Source organism: Streptomyces sp. NPDC111628 (assembly GCF_055635195.1).
The window spans coordinates 320,284-335,775 of the sequence record NZ_JBVKBZ010000006.1; the positions used below are offsets into that span (position 1 = coordinate 320,284).

At 74.0% G+C, this 15,492-nt stretch carries 14 protein-coding genes; 8 read left to right on the plus strand and 6 right to left on the minus strand.

Going from position 1 to position 15,492, the window contains the following annotated elements; all coding sequences use genetic code 11:
• Positions 1–8 precede the first annotated feature (8 nt).
• Together ACZ7MF_RS30855 and ACZ7MF_RS30860 are read right to left on the minus strand one after the other, a co-directional pair.
• Complete coding sequence (locus ACZ7MF_RS30855; protein WP_073493321.1) at positions 9–671, minus strand: response regulator transcription factor; 663 nt, start codon at positions 669–671, stop codon at positions 9–11.
• Between the two features lie 293 nt (positions 672–964).
• On the minus strand, positions 965–1,690 hold the full coding sequence (locus ACZ7MF_RS30860; RefSeq protein ID WP_471481553.1) for a DUF3000 domain-containing protein: 726 nt from the start codon (positions 1,688–1,690) through the stop codon (positions 965–967).
• Between the two features lie 151 nt (positions 1,691–1,841).
• Between ACZ7MF_RS30860 and hemE the strand changes: the two genes are divergently transcribed.
• The gene (gene hemE / locus ACZ7MF_RS30865) at positions 1,842–2,909 is read left to right on the plus strand and encodes a uroporphyrinogen decarboxylase (RefSeq protein ID WP_471481554.1); all 1,068 of its coding nucleotides are present in this window, start codon (positions 1,842–1,844) and stop codon (positions 2,907–2,909) included.
• 188 nt (positions 2,910–3,097) lie between these two features.
• On the opposite strand, the gene ACZ7MF_RS30870 is transcribed toward hemE, so the two are convergent.
• Positions 3,098–4,618: a glycoside hydrolase family 3 protein gene (locus tag ACZ7MF_RS30870; RefSeq protein WP_471481555.1), complete on the minus strand. Its 1,521-nt coding sequence runs from the start codon at positions 4,616–4,618 to the stop codon at positions 3,098–3,100.
• Between the two features lie 413 nt (positions 4,619–5,031).
• On the opposite strand from ACZ7MF_RS30870, the gene ACZ7MF_RS30875 reads away from it, so the two are divergent.
• The 5 genes from ACZ7MF_RS30875 to ACZ7MF_RS30895 are packed head-to-tail and all read left to right on the plus strand — an operon-like array spanning position 5,032 to position 10,424.
• Positions 5,032–6,108, plus strand: a complete 1,077-nt coding sequence (locus ACZ7MF_RS30875) for a phytanoyl-CoA dioxygenase family protein (protein ID WP_471481856.1) — start codon at positions 5,032–5,034, stop codon at positions 6,106–6,108.
• Positions 6,090–7,418, plus strand: a complete 1,329-nt coding sequence (locus tag ACZ7MF_RS30880) for a DUF6271 family protein (RefSeq protein WP_471481556.1) — start codon at positions 6,090–6,092, stop codon at positions 7,416–7,418. Before ACZ7MF_RS30875 ends, ACZ7MF_RS30880 begins: the two co-directional genes overlap by 19 nt.
• Positions 7,415–8,623 (plus strand): type III PLP-dependent enzyme, encoded by a 1,209-nt coding sequence (locus ACZ7MF_RS30885; RefSeq protein ID WP_471481557.1) that lies wholly within the window; start codon positions 7,415–7,417, stop codon positions 8,621–8,623. Before ACZ7MF_RS30880 ends, ACZ7MF_RS30885 begins: the two co-directional genes overlap by 4 nt.
• On the plus strand, positions 8,616–9,185 hold the full coding sequence (locus ACZ7MF_RS30890) for a GNAT family N-acetyltransferase (protein WP_471481558.1): 570 nt from the start codon (positions 8,616–8,618) through the stop codon (positions 9,183–9,185). Before ACZ7MF_RS30885 ends, ACZ7MF_RS30890 begins: the two co-directional genes overlap by 8 nt.
• 6 nt (positions 9,186–9,191) lie before the next feature.
• Entirely contained in the window at positions 9,192–10,424 is a 1,233-nt protein-coding gene (locus ACZ7MF_RS30895; RefSeq protein ID WP_471481559.1) for an MFS transporter, read from the plus strand.
• A gap of 18 nt (positions 10,425–10,442) precedes the next feature.
• Here the strand turns inward: ACZ7MF_RS30895 and ACZ7MF_RS30900 are convergent, their stop codons facing one another.
• Entirely contained in the window at positions 10,443–11,093 is a 651-nt protein-coding gene (locus ACZ7MF_RS30900; RefSeq protein WP_471481857.1) for a rhomboid family intramembrane serine protease, read from the minus strand.
• Positions 11,094–11,096: 3 nt separating this feature from the next.
• Here ACZ7MF_RS30900 and ACZ7MF_RS30905 point away from each other — a divergent pair, with 3 nt between their 5' ends.
• Positions 11,097–11,459, plus strand: a complete 363-nt coding sequence (locus ACZ7MF_RS30905; protein WP_356857108.1) for a hypothetical protein — start codon at positions 11,097–11,099, stop codon at positions 11,457–11,459.
• Positions 11,460–11,472: 13 nt separating this feature from the next.
• On the opposite strand, the gene ACZ7MF_RS30910 is transcribed toward ACZ7MF_RS30905, so the two are convergent.
• Complete coding sequence (locus ACZ7MF_RS30910) at positions 11,473–12,870, minus strand: FAD-dependent oxidoreductase (RefSeq protein WP_471481560.1); 1,398 nt, start codon at positions 12,868–12,870, stop codon at positions 11,473–11,475.
• Positions 12,871–12,897: 27 nt separating this feature from the next.
• Positions 12,898–13,866, minus strand: coding sequence for a DUF4349 domain-containing protein (locus ACZ7MF_RS30915; protein WP_471481561.1), 969 nt, complete (start codon positions 13,864–13,866; stop codon positions 12,898–12,900).
• A gap of 138 nt (positions 13,867–14,004) precedes the next feature.
• Between ACZ7MF_RS30915 and hemG the strand changes: the two genes are divergently transcribed.
• On the plus strand, positions 14,005–15,489 hold the full coding sequence (gene hemG / locus ACZ7MF_RS30920) for a protoporphyrinogen oxidase (protein ID WP_471481562.1): 1,485 nt from the start codon (positions 14,005–14,007) through the stop codon (positions 15,487–15,489).
• Positions 15,490–15,492: the final 3 nt, after the last annotated feature.

Genomic DNA, 15,492 nt, shown 5'->3' on the forward strand with positions numbered 1-15,492 from the left:
CGCAGGGGTCAGTGGATGATGCCCGTGCGCAGGGCCACCGCGACCATCCCGGCGCGGTCGCCCGTGCCGAGCTTGCGGGCGATGCGGGCCAGGTGGCTCTTGACGGTCAGGGCGGACAGGCCCATCGAGACGCCGATCGCCTTGTTCGACTGGCCCTCCGCGACCAGCCGCAGAACCTCGACCTCGCGGCCGGAGAGCTCGCGGTAGCCGCCCGGGTGGCTCGGGGCGCCCGGGGGGCGGCGGTGCAGACGGGCGGCGGCGGAGCCGATGGGGGCGGCACCCGGCCGGGTGGGGAGCCCGACGTTGGTACGGGTGCCGGTGACGACGTAGCCCTTGACGCCGCCGGCGAGGGCGTTGCGCACGGCGCCGATGTCGTCGGCGGCGGACAGGGCGAGCCCGTTGGGCCAGCCCGCGGCGCGGGTCTCCGACAGCAGGGTCAGGCCGGAGCCGTCGGGGAGGTGGACGTCCGCGACGCAGATGTCGCGGGGGTTGCCGATGCGGGGACGAGCCTCCGCGACGGACGAGGCCTCGATGACGTCGCGCACACCGAGCGCCCACAGGTGACGGGTGACGGTGGAACGGACGCGCGGGTCGGCCACGACCACCATGGCGGTCGGCTTGTTCGGGCGGTAGGCGACCAGGCTTGCAGGCTGCTCGAGGAGAACGGACACCAGGCCTCCTGGGGTGCGGGGACGGAGCCGGCTCATGGGGTTTAAGCCGGGACGAACCGTGCTTTCAAGGTCACAGTCGTCTTCGGCACCGAACGCGTCCGCCTTTAGAGAATGATCACGATCTGGTGAGTAACAATCCGAGCAATTCGGACACGCTGTCGATCATTCGAAGATCGAACGGTTTCGCACTTTGTCGATACGAGGCCGAAAGTGGCCGTGTCGACAAAGTGACGGAACCTCCTCCGGACATGCGGACCCCCCGCCCGAAACGATGAACGACGGCTGGTGAAGGGTCAGCGCGACTGCGGGCCGCGCCGCTGCGGCAGCGTCACGACCGAGGCGTCGCCCGGTGCCGCCGGCGGCAGACCCGCGACCTGGGCCAGCAGATCGCACCACGACGAGAGGTGCGCAGCGGTGTCCGGGACGCCGCCGAGACCCTCGCGCGGCGTCCAGGAGGCCCGGATCTCGATCTGCGAGGCGGACGGGCGCGCCGAGAGCCCTCCGAAATAGTGGGAACTCGCACGCGTGACCGTGCCGCTGGACTCCCCGTACGTCAGCCCGCGGGCCTGGAGCGCGCCGGTCAGCCAGGACCAGCACACCTCCGGCAGCAGCGGATCCGCCGCCATCTCCGGTTCGAGTTCCGCCCGCACCAGCGTCACCAGCCGGAAGGTCCCGTGCCAGGCGTCGTGCCCGGCCGGGTCGTGCAGCAGCACCAGCCGCCCGTCGGCCAGGTCCTCGTCGCCGTCCACGACCGCGGCCTCGAGGGCATAGGCGTACGGGGCGAGCCGCTTCGGGGCGGGGGTCGCCTCTACTTCGATCTGCGGCCGCAGCCGCGCGGCGCGCAGCGCCTCCACGGCGGCCGTGAAGGCCGGCGGCGCCGTACTCCCGTTGCCCCCGTTGCCCGCGCCGCTTCCGTTGCTTCCGTGGTGACTCCCCTTGTGCCGGGCCTCTTCCTCGGTCCCCTTCGCCTCGTCCATTCCGCCAGCGCCGTCCGACAGTCGTCCCTGAGCCGCAGCCATGCGGGGAACATTAAGCGGAACGGCGGCCCGGCGCAGGGAGGGACACCCGCGTGCGGACGCGATGTCCGGATCACGCGGCCTTGCGGGGGCGCGCGGAAGGCGTTCCACCCGTGGTCCGGTGCCGTCCGGGGGGCATGCGAGACTTGCCGGTGTGAGTGCCAACCAGAGCCCCGCGGGCCAGCAGCCGACCGCCACGTACGACTCCGCGTTCCTCAAGGCGTGCAGGCGTGAGCCGGTGCCGCACACCCCGGTGTGGTTCATGCGGCAGGCCGGGCGCTCACTGCCGGAGTACCTGAAGGTGCGCGAGGGCATCCCGATGCTCGAGTCCTGCACGCGGCCGGAACTGGTCGCCGAGATCACCCTCCAGCCGGTGCGCCGGCACGGGGTGGACGCGGCGGTCTACTACAGCGACATCGTGGTCCCGCTCAAGGCCATCGGTATCGACCTCGACATCAAGCCAGGTGTCGGTCCGGTCATCGCGAACCCCATCCGCACCCGTGCCGACCTGGCGCAGCTGCGCGACCTCACCCCTGAGGACGTCACCTACGTCACCGAGGCCTTCGGCCTGCTCACCCGCGAGCTGGGCGCCACCCCGCTGATCGGCTTCGCGGGCGCGCCGTTCACCCTCGCGAGCTACCTCGTGGAGGGCGGCCCGTCCCGCAACCACGAGCACACCAAGGCCCTCATGTACGGCGACCCGCAGCTGTGGGCCGACCTCCTGGACCGCCTGGCCGGCATCACGGCCGCCTTCCTGAAGGTGCAGATCGACGCGGGCGCGAGCGCCGTCCAGCTCTTCGACTCCTGGGTCGGCGCGCTGTCCCCCGCGGACTACCGCCGTTCGGTGCTGCCCGCCTCCCGCAAGGTCTTCGAGGCCGTCGCCGGGTACGGCGTGCCGCGCATCCACTTCGGCGTCGGCACCGGCGAGCTGCTGGGCCTGCTCGGCGAGGCCGGTGCGGACGTCGTCGGCGTCGACTGGCGCGTCCCGCTGGACGAGGCGGCCCGCCGCGTCGGCCCCGGCAAGGCGCTCCAGGGCAACCTGGACCCGGCCGTCCTCTTCGCCGGACGGGAGGCGGTCGAGACCAAGACCCGCGAGGTCCTGGACGCGGCGGCGGGCCTGGAGGGGCACGTCTTCAACCTCGGCCACGGCGTCCTGCCGACCACCGACCCGGACGCGCTGACCCGCCTCGTGGAGTACGTCCACACGCAGACCGCCCGCTGAGGCACTCCCGGGACGGTGCCGGCTCGCCCGCGTCGCGCCCGGGCCTGCGGGCGGGCGGTCCGACACCACGGGTGACCGCGAGCCCGTCGGGTGGGGCGAGCGACCGAGGGGCGTGATCTCGCCCTCGGTCTCTTCGCCTCGACGGAATTCCCGGTCGCCCCGGACAGACTCCTGGGCGCGATCCCCGCTCAGCCCGCCGACGTCGTCGTCAGGATCTCCGCCGCGGCCACCCCCGAGGCCGCGCTCGCGCCGTGGGTGAAGATCTGGGCCGCCGCGGCGGTGCCCGCGCCCGGCAGGCCCATCTCCACCACGATCGCGTCCGGGCGGGCCGCGGTCAGGCCGGTCACGGCGCGGCTCATCCACGCGTGCCGGGCCGCGTCGCGGGCGACGATCACCAGCGGGCGGCCCACGGCCGGTTCGAGGGCGCAGCTCTCCAGCGCCACCGTCCCCTCCTCCAGCTCCTGCCCGCGCACCCGCACGGAGGTCGTACCCGGCAGGCGCTCCCGCAGCGGTTCGGCCACGCCCCACGGGGTCTCCTTGCCGATGGCCATGTTGGTCACCGGGGCCAGCTCGACCACGTGCGGCGCGGCGGTCAGCGGCAGGGCGGCCCGCGCGGCGCCGGTGAGCCGCACGGCCCGGCGGGCGGCGACGTGGCCGATGCCGACCCCGGCCGCCTCCCCGGCGGCTCCGGACGCCCGCAGCCCGGCCGACCAGCGGGCGAACTCCCTTACCCGGCCCGCCGCCTCGGCCAGCCGCTCCTCGGCCAGCTCCCCGCCCGTCACCGCGGCGGTCAGTGCCTTGACCAGGAGCGCGACGGTGGCCTCCTCGGCGCTCTCGCCGCCCACGCAGATGGCGTCCACCCCGGCGCCGACGGCCTTGACCGTGGCGCCGTCGATGCCGTAACGGCGGGTGACGGCGCCCATCTCGATGGCGTCGCTGACGACCAGGCCGTCGAAGCCCAACTCCTCGCGGAGCAGGTCGTGCAGGATCCGCCGGCTCAGCGTGGCCGGCAGGTCGGGGTCGTAGGCGGGCACCAGCAGGTGGCCGCTCATGACCGCGCGCACGCCGGCCGCGACGGCGGCCCGGAACGGGGGCAGCGCCTGGGCCGCGATCTCGTCCCGGCCGGCCGGGTACGCGGGCAGGTCGTGGTGGGAGTCGACGGCGACGTCCCCGTGGCCGGGGAAGTGCTTGGCGCAGGCGGCGACGCCGGACGACTGGAGCCCGCGGATCCACGCGGTGGTGTGCCGGGAGACCACCTCGGGGTCCGAGCCGAAGGAGCGCACGCCGATGATCGGGTTGTCCGGGTTGGAGTTGACGTCCGCGCTCGGCGCGTAGTCGAGGCTCACCCCGGCGGTGCGCAACTGCCGGCCGAGGTCGGCGGCGACGGCCTCGGTCAGCTGCGCGTCGTCGACGGTGCCGAGGGCGAAGTTGCCCGGCCGGGACGACCCGGTGGCGGACTCGATGCGGGTGACGTCGCCCGCCTCCTCGTCGATCGCGACGATCAGGTCGGGGTTCTCGGCGCGCAGCCTGGCGGTCAGCCGGGCGACCTGCTCGGTGGAGACGATGTTGCGGGAGAAGAGCACGACGGAGGCCAGTCCGTCGCCGATGTCGCGCAGGATCCAGTCGGGGGCCTCGGTGCCCACGAAACCCGGCTGCAGAACGGAGAGCGCGAGCCGACGCAACTCGCTGCTGTGCTTGCTGGAGGACATCGGCCGCGCCTTTCGGGTGGATTCTTGGTATAGACCAAGGAGGTGCGCGTTCAGGTTAACCAGGCGTGTCAAGGGCGCCGCCGCTGAACCCGGAAGTAACAACTCGACTGGTCGGGAGGGGTGTTGACACCCTGCCTTGGTCTAGTCCATTGTGAGGCGCAAGTTCGGCGAGGGACGGATGTGACACCAGTTTCCGCGCCGGGCGCCTGCCGCGGCCGGACTGCGCAGTCCGCCGTCGCGGCGACGACTTCCGTACGACGACTTCCGTGACGACCACCCCGGACCTCGCCCCGCTCCCGCCCCGTGCCGCGAGCGGGCCCGCTGCCACCACCGACCTCATGTGCGACGGCCGACCACCGTCGCACACACCGCCGTTGCCCGCACGGGGCGACGGCGAGGATCTGGAGCACCACATGGCGACGCCCGATTCCTACCTCCACCGAGCCCCGTCGGACCTGCCCTACTTCAGTGCGGACGCCGACACCTACCTGGCCCGCACCCAGCTGCGCGACCTCGACAAGACACGTCCGCTGCGGGTGCTGTCCGAGGAGGACTTCGCCCACTGGCAGACGTACGGCTACGTCGTCGTGAAGGAGGCGATACCCGCCGACTCCGCGCGCCGACTGCTCGACTTCGCCTGGGAGTTCCAGGGGCTGGACCCCGAACGACCCGACACCTGGTACCAGGACCGCGAGTACCGCTCCGACCTCGACCGGGAGCTGCACATCTACGGCTTCGTCGAGGCGTACCACCACCAGCTCATCTGGGACAGCCGCCAGGCGCAGCGCGTCTACGACGCCTTCGTCGACGTGTGGGACTGCGAGGAGCTCTGGGTCACCCTGGACCGCCTCAACCTCAACCCGCCCAACACCGGCAACCGCGACCGCGCCCTGATCGACAAGCCGGACCGCGGCTTCGACATCGACCTGCACTGGGACGTGGACACCACGCTCGGCGTCCTGCCGCAGCGCGTCCAGGGCATCATCGCGCTCAACGACACCAAGCCCGACCACGGCGGCTTCCAGTGCTGCCCCGAGCTGTTCCGCCGCTTCGACCGCTGGAAGGCCCTCCAGCCCGACGGCCGCGACCCGATCAGGCCCGCGATCGACCGCGAGGACATGCCCGTCGTACGGCCCGACCTGGAGGCCGGCGACCTGCTCATCTGGAACGGCCTGCTGGCCCACGGCGTCGCCCCGAACGTCTCCGGCGAGGGCGTGCGCTCGGTGCAGTACCTGTCGATGATGCCCGCGCTGGAGACCCACCGCACCCTGCGCGACTCCCGCGTCGACTCCTGGCGCACCCTCGCCACCCCCGACTGGAACGTCACCCTCCTCGGCGACGCCCATCGGCACGAGTCCGAGCGCTACGGCCCCGCCGAACTGACCGAACTGGGCGCCAGGCTGCTGGGCCTCAAGTCCTGGCACACCGGCACCGACGGCAGTGACGAGCACGAGGCCACCGGGGACGGCGCATGCGCAGCATCTGCCTGACCCTGCCCACCAACCGGCACTGCCCGGACACCGTCGCGGCCCTGGGCGAGGAAGCCGCCTACGCCGCCGACCACTTCGACATCGATGTCCACCTGCTCGTCCTCGACTCCTGCCCGCCCGAGGAACACGCCGCCCACGCCGCCGCGTTACGGCGCCTGCCGGCCCACCCCCGGATCACGGCGCACCACCTCGACGAGGCCGCCCAGCGCGACTTCCTGACCCGGGTGGCGGCCCGCTCCGGCAGCGCCAAGCCCGAACTGCTCCTCGACCTGATGCTCCCCGACGGGCTGTCCTACGGCGCCTGCACCAACCGCGCCTTCCTGATCGCGGCCGCGCTCGGCTGCGAGTCCGTCCACCGCAGGGACTCCGACAGCCGCTACCAGAGCGTGGCCGGCCGTACCGTCTTCCCCGTCCACCACGAGCTGCTCTCCCTCGGCGAGCGCGCCGCCGACGCCGCGGCAGGCGTCACCGAGCCGGTCGCCCTCCCGGACGGCCTCCGTGAGCGGCGGGTCGCCATGGTCGGCAGCTCCTTCGTGGGCGAACCGTCCGTCGACATCGCGCAGATACGGGACGCCGACCCCGCCGTCTACCACGACGTCGTCTCCCTGTGGGCCCCCGAGGACTGGTCCGCCGAGCAGAAGCGCGCCCTGGTCGAGGAGTCCTTCACCGGCGCGGGCACCGAACCCTTCACGGCGGACCACTCGCTGCTGACGGTGGTCGACCCGATGCGCGTGGACATGTGCAACATCGCCTTCCACGGCCCGACGGTCAGCGAACGCGTGCCGCTGCCGCCCGCCCGGGACACCATCGGCAGCGACTACTTCCTCATCCACCTCGTGCACGACGCCCGGCTGCCGGGCGTGCTGCACAACCGGAACATCGTCAACTACTACACCGGCGAACGCCGGACCGGACCCGGCTTCCTCGCCTACCAGACGCGCTTCGCCAAGTTCCTGCTGTCGATGCTCTACTTCCACCACGTCTACGACCGCATGGCCGAGGCGGGCGACGCCCTCCTGGACGAGCACGGCCGGGTCCGCCCCGACACCGTCGCCGCCCTGGCCCGCGAGAGCACCGGCCTCGACACCGCGGAGAACGTCCGCCGGCTCGACGCCCTGGACGCCGCCTACCGAAGGCTCGGCGGCAGATACGCCGACTTCGCCGACCTGCTGGCCGGGCGCCGCGCCCGCCTCCTGGACGAGGCACGCGGCGACATGGCCGACTTCGCGCTGCTGACGGAGGCGTGGGAGTCCATGGTGGCCGCGGCCAGGACCACCCGCCTCCGCCTGCCCGAGGGGCAGCCGCGGTGAGCGCCGTGACGCCCGCCGACCTCGGCGAACCCCTGGCCGCCGCCCTCGCCGCCGCCACCGAGGACCGGCTCGTGTACGACCTGGCCGGCATCGAGCGGCGCCACGACACGCTGCGGGACGAACTGCCAGGCGTACAGGTGCGGTTCGCGATGAAGGCCTGCCCGGTCGACGAGGTACTCGCCGCCCTGGCCGGCCGGGGCGCCGGTGCCGACGCGGCCAGCCCCGGCGAGGTCGAGCAGGCGCTGCGGGCCGGGGTACCGGCCGACCGCGTGCACTACGGCAACACCGTCAAGTCCGACCGGAACATCGCCGAGGCCCACCGGCTCGGCGTGCGCACCTTCGCCACCGACAGCCTCCAGGACGTCGCCGCCCTCGCCCGACACGCCCCCGGCGCCCGCGTGTTCTGCCGGGTGGCGACCGGCGGGTCGGGCGCGCTGTGGGGGCTGAGCAACAAGTTCGGCTGCCCGCCCGGCGACGCCGTCCGGGTGCTGGCGGCGGCCCGGGACGCCGGGCTGGTGCCGGCCGGCCTGTCCGTGCACGTCGGCTCCCAGCAGATGACCAGCGAGGCCTGGCACGGCGCCGTCGACGACCTGGGCGAGGTGCTGCGCGCACTCGCCCGGCGCGACATCCGCGTCGACCACGTCAACCTCGGCGGCGGTCTGCCCGCGCTCGGCTACCGCGACCGGCACGGCACCCCCCTCGACCCGCCGCTGGACAAGATCTTCGCGGTGATCCGGGAGGGCATGGACGAGCTGCGCCGGATCCACGGCGGCCACCTGGACTTCGTCGTCGAACCCGGGCGGCACCTCGTCGCCGACCACGGCGCGATCCGCGCCCACGTCGCCCGCCTCACCGAGCGCCGGGCGGCCGACGGCGAGCGCCAGCACTGGCTCTACCTGAGCTGCGGCAAGTTCAACGGCCTGTACGAGATGGACGCCCTGCAGTACCGGCTGGTCTTCCCGGGCCACCCCGAAGGGCCGTACGTCCCGGCCGTGGTCGCCGGACCCACCTGCGACAGCGACGACGCCTACTCCCACGAGGAGGGGCTGGTCCAAGTGCCCGCGGCGCTGGCCTCGGGCGACCCGGTCTGGGTGCTGTCCTGCGGCGCCTACGCGACCAGCTACACGACCCGGGGCTTCAACGGCTTCGCCCCGCTCCCGTACGCCTTCGCGGGCCGCCCGGAGGGGAGCGGCGCCGATGACTGAGACCGTGCGCGTACGCCCCCTCGCCGACGGGGACTGGGACGCGGTCGTGACGCTGGAGCGGGACGCCTACACCGGCCTCGGCCTCTCGGAGGGCCGGGCCGCGCTCCAGTCCAGGGCGGCGGCGTCGCCGGACACCTGCTTCGTCGTGGACCTCGGCGCCCGTACGGCGGGCTACGTGCTCGCGCTGCCCTATCCGCCGCACCGCTACCCGGACCTGACGCGGACGGAGGCGGCCCGGGGCGCGGTCGAGCCCGGGAACCTCCACCTCCACGACATCGTCGTCGCCCCGGGGCTGCGCCGCAGGGGGCTCGGGCGGCACCTCCTGCACCACCTCACGGCCACCGCCCGGGCCCGCGGGGACGAGCGGATCTCCCTGGTCGCCGTGGGCGGCACCGAGCGGTTCTGGTCGGCGCGCGGCTTCGTGGCCGAGCCGGGGGTGGTGCCGGCCGGCGAATACGGCGGCGACGCCGTCTACATGTCCAAGCCGGTGGCGGCCGTCCGGCAGCCCCGGGCCCGCCCGTCCCTCTCCCCGCCCGCCCCCACCCTGCGCGAAGTGAGCTGATTGCGCGTGACCCGTCTCCACGACCCCTTCCGGCGCGGCCAGTTGGCGATCGCCGCGCTGTTCCTGTCCCTCGGCTTCCAGTACGCCACCTGGGCAGCGCGGATCCCGGCCGTCAAGACCGACCTCGACCTGAGCGCGGCCGAGGTGGGGGTGCTCCTGATGGCCGCGGGGGTCGGGGCGGCGGTGTCCTTCCCGGCGGTGGCGTGGCTGATGCGCCGGATGGGCTCGCGGCGTCTCGCCCTGCTGTCCCAGCTGGGCCTGGCGCTGCTGCTGCTCGCCCTGGCGGCGGCGCCGAACTACCCGGTGGCCCTGCTGGTGATGTGCGCCGACGGCGTCCTCGTCGGCTGCCTGAACGTGGCCATGAACGCGCAGGGCGCGGCCCTGGAGACACGGTACGAACGCAACACGATGGCGAGGCTGCACGCCGTCTTCAGCGCCGGATCGCTGCTCGCGGCCCTGCTCGCCTCCGGCATGACCGCCGCCACCGGATCGGTCCCGGCGCACTTCGGTGTCGCTGTCGTCCTCCTCGCCGCACTGGGCGTGACGGCGCGCACCGGACTGCTCGACGAGGACGCCCCGGCCGACGCGGGAACCACCGCCGACGCGGCAGCCCCGGCCGACGCACCGGCGCCCGCCGCGCCGGAGCCGGTCCGCCGCCGCTGGACCGTCCCCTCGCGCCTGACCCTGTGGATGTGCTGCGCCATGGTCTTCGGCACGGTCGCCGAGGGCGCCATGAACGACTGGTCCGCCCTCTACCTGAAGGACATCGCCGAGGCATCGGCGGAACTGGCCCCGCTCGGCATCGCCGTGGTGTCCGGGATGATGGTCGTCGCCCGTCTCTTCGCCGACGGCTGGCGCGGCCGCTGGGGCGACGGACGGGTCGTCCTGCTGGGCAGCACCGTGGCCGGTGCCGGTCTCGCCGTCGCCCTGCTCAGCGGCGGCATCGCCCCGGCGCTTGCGGGCTTCGCCTGCATGGGCCTGGGCATCGCGGCCGTGACCCCCTGCGTCTACGCCGCCGCCGCCCGGCAGGGCTCGGACGCGCTGACCCTGGTCGCCGCCATGGGCACCACGGGGCTGCTGGCCGGCCCGCCGCTCATCGGCTTCATCGCCGGAGCGAGCAACCTGGCGTGGGGCATGGGCGCCGTGGCCGCCTCGGCGGGCGCCGTCGCGCTGTGCAGCACCCGCATCAGCTGGACCGCCCCGGCCCCGGTGGCGCAGAGCGAGGCGAGCCCCGCCTGAGCACACCCCGCCCGCCGCTCACCACCCCGGCCGCGCCCGCCGCCCGAACAGCAGCCCGGGCGGCTCCGGCGGGCGCGGGGTGCCCCGCCGCAGTGGCCAGGCGATCAGCATGCCGACGACGAAGCCCACGAGGTGGGCCACGTACGCCACCGTGCCCGCATCGGACACGGCGCCGCCGAGCACCCCGGCGATCGCGCCCGACGCGCCGATCAGCGGAGCCCCCGAGCCGGCGTTGAGGAGCGCGAAGCCGTAGGTCGCCGCGTAGCCGCAGACGCCGTAGAAGAGCAGGAAGGGGACGTGGCCCATCCGGTCCTCGACGTTGTTGCCGAAGATCCACAGGAAGAGCATGTTGGCCAGCAGGTGCAGCCGGCTGCCGTGCAGGAACATCGCCGTCAGGACACTCAGCTCCGGCGACACTTTGCCGTACCGAACCGGGCTGGTTTCAACCCGGCTGGTGTTGATCGTGTAAGAGCTGCTGTTCGCTGAGCCGCAGCCGACGTGAGCCAGGAATCCCGCTGCTTCAGCAGGGGGAGGATTCAAGTCATGGACGGGGATGACCACGAGCCAGTACTGCCTGCCCCGTTGAACGCCCCCGTCCGTGTGTACGTATGCCCTCTCAACCGCCCGCGGCCCGGGGAAGGCGGGACGCGGGGACGACGTGAGGAACAGGCGATGAACGAACGGGTCACACCGGCACCGGCGATGCACGCCCTGCCCGACGGCGAGGCCGAGGTCGCCCTCGTCCTCCGCCTTCCCTGGGAGGACGTCGCCCGCCTCGGTCAGGAGGCGGGGCGGCTGGCGGCGCAGATGCAGCGGCCGGTGACACTGGACGAGGCGGTGAGCCACCGGCTCCGCTCCACGCGCGGCGCGTCCCACGCCAAGCCGGCCGGTGAGCAGCCACCCGCGGTACGCACCCCGGTACCGGCGACCGCCCCGGCCTCGATGGGCGCCCCGGCGTCGGTGTCCTCCCTGCCGGCGCGGCCCCCCGCCGAGCAGGCACGGCAGGCCATCGACCGGATCAACGGCACGGCCTGACCGGCGGGCGCCCTCAGCGCTGCCGCTCGACCGCCCTCGCCGCCTTGCGGGCGGCCACCAGCACCGGGTCCCACACCGGCGAGAAGGGCGGCGCGTAACCGAGGTCCAGGGCGGTCATCTGCTCGACCGTCATCCCGGCCGTGAGGGCCACCGCGGCGATGTCGACCCGCTTGCCCGCGCCCTCACGGCCGACGATCTGCACGCCGAGCAGCCGCCCGGTGCGCCGCTCGGCGAGCATCTTCACCGTCATGGGGGAGGCGTTCGGGTAGTAGCCCGCGCGGCTGGTGGACTCGATGGTCGCCGTCACGAACCGCAGCCCCGCCCGCAGCGCGTCCTTCTCCCGCAGGCCGGTCCGCGCGATCTCCAGGTCGCAGACCTTGCTGACCGCCGTGCCGACCACGCCCGGGAAGGTGGCGTACCCGCCGCCCACGTTGGTGCCGACGACCTGCCCGTGCTTGTTGGCGTGCGTGCCCAGCGGAATGTACCGCTCCTGGCCGGAGACCAGATCGAGCACCTCCACGCAGTCGCCGCCCGCCCAGATGTTCTCGTGCCCGCGCACCCGCATCCCCAGGTCGGTGAGCAGCCCGCCGTGGGCGCCGAGCGGCAGCCCGGCCGCCGCCGCGAGCCCCGTCTCGGGGCGCACGCCGATGCCGAGCACCACCACGTCCGCCGGGAACTCGGCGTCCCTTGTCGCCACCGCACGGACCCGGCCGTCGTCCCCGGTCAGCACCCCGGTGACCTCGGCGTCGTCGACCATGGTGATGCCGAGACCCTCCATCGCCGCGTGCACCAGGCGGCCCATGTCCGGATCCAGCGTCGACATCGGCTCCCGGCCGCGGTTGACGACCGTCACCTCGTAGCCGCGGTTGATCAGCGCCTCGGCCATCTCCACGCCGATGTACCCGGCGCCGACGACCACCGCGCGACGGCCACGCGTGCGTGCCAGCGTGTCCAGCAGCGCCTGCCCGTCGTCCAGCGTCTGCACCCCGTGCACGCCGGGCGCGTCGATGCCCGGCAGCTCCGGCCGGACCGGCCGCGCCCCGGTCCCGATCACGAGCTTGTCGTACGACGTCCAGGACTGAGTCCCGGAATCGACGTCACGCGCGCGTACCCGACCGCCGGCCACGTCGATCTCCGTGACCTCGGTGCGCATCCGGAGGTCGATGTCCCGGGCGCGGTGCTCCTCGGGCGTGCGCGCGATCAGCGCGTCCCGATCGGTCACGTCGCCGCCGACCCAGTACGGGATGCCGCACGCCGAGAACGAGCTGAAGTGACCGCGCTCGAACGCCACGATCTCCAGCTCGTCCGGGCCCTTCAGCCGACGCGCCTGCGACGCCGCGGACATGCCCGCGGCGTCGCCGCCGATCACGACCAGCCGCTCGCTCTTCCGGTCCCCAGCGCTCATGTTCATGCGAACACGCTACGTGGGCGGGATCTTTCAGTCCCGCGCCCCGGACTCTCCGCCGCGCGGCGCCTTCGGACGGCGGGGCAGCCGGGGGCGTACGACCCGCAGCCACAGCAGCACGAGCAGCGCCGCCACCGCGGCGAACGGCGCCACCGCGCCGAGCACCACCGCCACCCAGCGCAGCATCGTCACGAAGGCGTCCCAGCCGCCGGCCAGCGCGTCCGTGAACCCCGGGTCCTCGTCCTCCTCCTTCTTCTCCTCGTGCTGCACCGGCGTCTCCGAGAGGGAGAGGGTGATGGTGGCCAGGCTCGTGCGGTCCTTCAGGGCCGCCTGCCGGGCGAGCAGCGCCTCCAGCTCCGCCTGCCGGGTGCTCAGCTCGCCCTCCAGGCTCACCACGTCGCTCAGCTGCGTCGCCCGGTCCATCAGCTCGCGGACGCGGGCCACGCTGGCGCGCTGCGACTTGACGCGGCTGTCCACGTCCACCACCTGGTCGGTGACGTCCTCGGCCTTCGCGTCGCGCCGCAGCAGCTTCCCGGCGCCCTCCAGATCGTCGAGCACGTCCTCGTAGCGCTCCACGGGCACGCGCAGCGTCACCTCGGTCCGCTCGTGGCCCTCCGCGTCGCGGGTGGTGGACTCGTCGCCGACGTAGCCGCCGGCGGTCTCGGTCGCGGTGCGGGCCGCGTCGAGCGCCTTGGGCGTGTCCTTGACCTGAACGCTCAGGGAGACGGTGCGGATGAGATGGGCCGGGGCGAGCTTCGGCGGCGCGCTCGCCCCGGCGCCGTCGGCCCCGGCCTCACCGGCCGCGCCTGCCTTGCCGTCGGCCTGCGAGCCCGCCGCCTGCGAGCCCTGCTGCGGCGCGGCCGCCTTGGCGTTGCCGCCCGCGTCGGAGCCGGAGTCCGAGGCGCTGCAGCCGGTGAGGGCGAGCGCCGTGACCAGCAGCAGGCCGGCCAGGGCACGGGCGGGTGGCAGGGACCTTCTCGTCGTTGCTCGTCGTGCCTGCATCGTGGGTACCCCCCGGGGTCGTGGCGGCTGATGTCTCTACGACGCACGCGGGGGCCCGTACGACGGCGCGGAACGGTCCCGAAGAGATCACGGTCCGGACTCGCGGGACCTGTCGGTGGCGTCTGAGACGCTGGGGACATGAGCGCAAGCGAGACCTCAGCGGGTGAGTTCCCCCCGGAACAGGGACCCGGACACGTAGTCGTCGTCGGAGCCGGCATCGCCGGACTGGCCGCCGCCCACCGCCTCCTGGAGGGCGGCGCCCGGGTGACCGTCCTGGAGGCGTCCGGCCGCGTCGGCGGCAAGCTGCTGCCCGGCGAGATCGCCGGCGTACGCGTCGACCTCGGCGCCGAGTCGATGCTGGCCCGCCGCCCCGAGGCCGTCGGCCTGGCCCGCGCGGCCGGACTCGCCGACCGCCTCCAGCCGCCGTCCACCGCGACGGCCTCCCTGTGGACCCGCGGCGCTTTGCGCCCCATGCCCAAGGGCCACGTCATGGGCGTCCCCGGCACCGCCGCCGCCCTGTCCGGCGTGCTCTCCGAGGAGGGTCTCGCCCGCATCGAGCGCGACGCCGAGCTGCCCCGCACCGAGGTGGGCGACGACGTGGCCGTGGGGGAGTACGTCGCCGCGCGCCTGGGCCGCGAGGTCGTCGACCGCCTCGTCGAGCCGCTCCTGGGCGGGGTCTACGCGGGCGACGCCTACCGCATCTCGCTGCGCTCGGCCGTGCCGCAGCTCTTCGAGGCCGCCCGCACCCACGCCTCGCTCACCGAGGCGGTCCGCGCCCTCCAGGGGCGTACGGCCACCTCACCGGCGAGCGGCCCGGTCTTCATGGGCATCGAGGGCGGCATCGGCACCCTCCCGGCCGCCGTAGCCGAGTCGGTCCGCGCCCGCGGCGGCGAGATCCTCACCCACGCACCCGTCACGGAGCTGCGCCGCACCGCGTCCCACGGCTGGCGGATCGTCGCCGCCGACCGGGAGCTGCACGCCGGCGCGGTCGTCGTCGCCGTCCCGGCCGGGCCCGCCGCCGAGCTGCTGCGGGCCGAGGCGCCCGCCGCCGCGGCCGAGCTGTCCGCGGTGGAGTACGCCTCGATGGCCCTGATCACCCTCGCCTACCGCCGCTCGGAGGCCGCCGCGCTCCCCGAGGGCAGCGGCTTCCTCGTGCCGCCGGTCGACGGACGGACCATCAAGGCGTCCACCTTCGCCTCCCGCAAGTGGGGCTGGATCGCCGACGAGGACCCGGACCTGGTCGTCCTGCGCGCCTCGGTGGGCCGGTACGGCGACACGGAGATCCTCGCCCGCGACGACGAGGGCCTCGTCGCCGTCTCCCGGCACGACCTCGCGGAGGCCACCGGGCTGACCGCCGAGCCGGTCGCCACCCGCGTCACCCGCTGGCAGGACGGCCTGCCGCAGTACCCCGTCGGCCACCACGCGCGCGTGGCCCGCGTCCGCGAGCACGTCGCGAAACTCCCCGGTCTCGCGGTGTGCGGCGCGGCGTACGACGGCGTCGGCATCCCGGCGAGCATCGCGAGCGCGTACGCGGCCGTCGACCAGATCCGGGGCGACCTGCGGGGTGTGGAGGAGCTCACGGCCCACCCGGTGCAGAGTCTGCACGGCGGAGCGGGAGAATAGGGC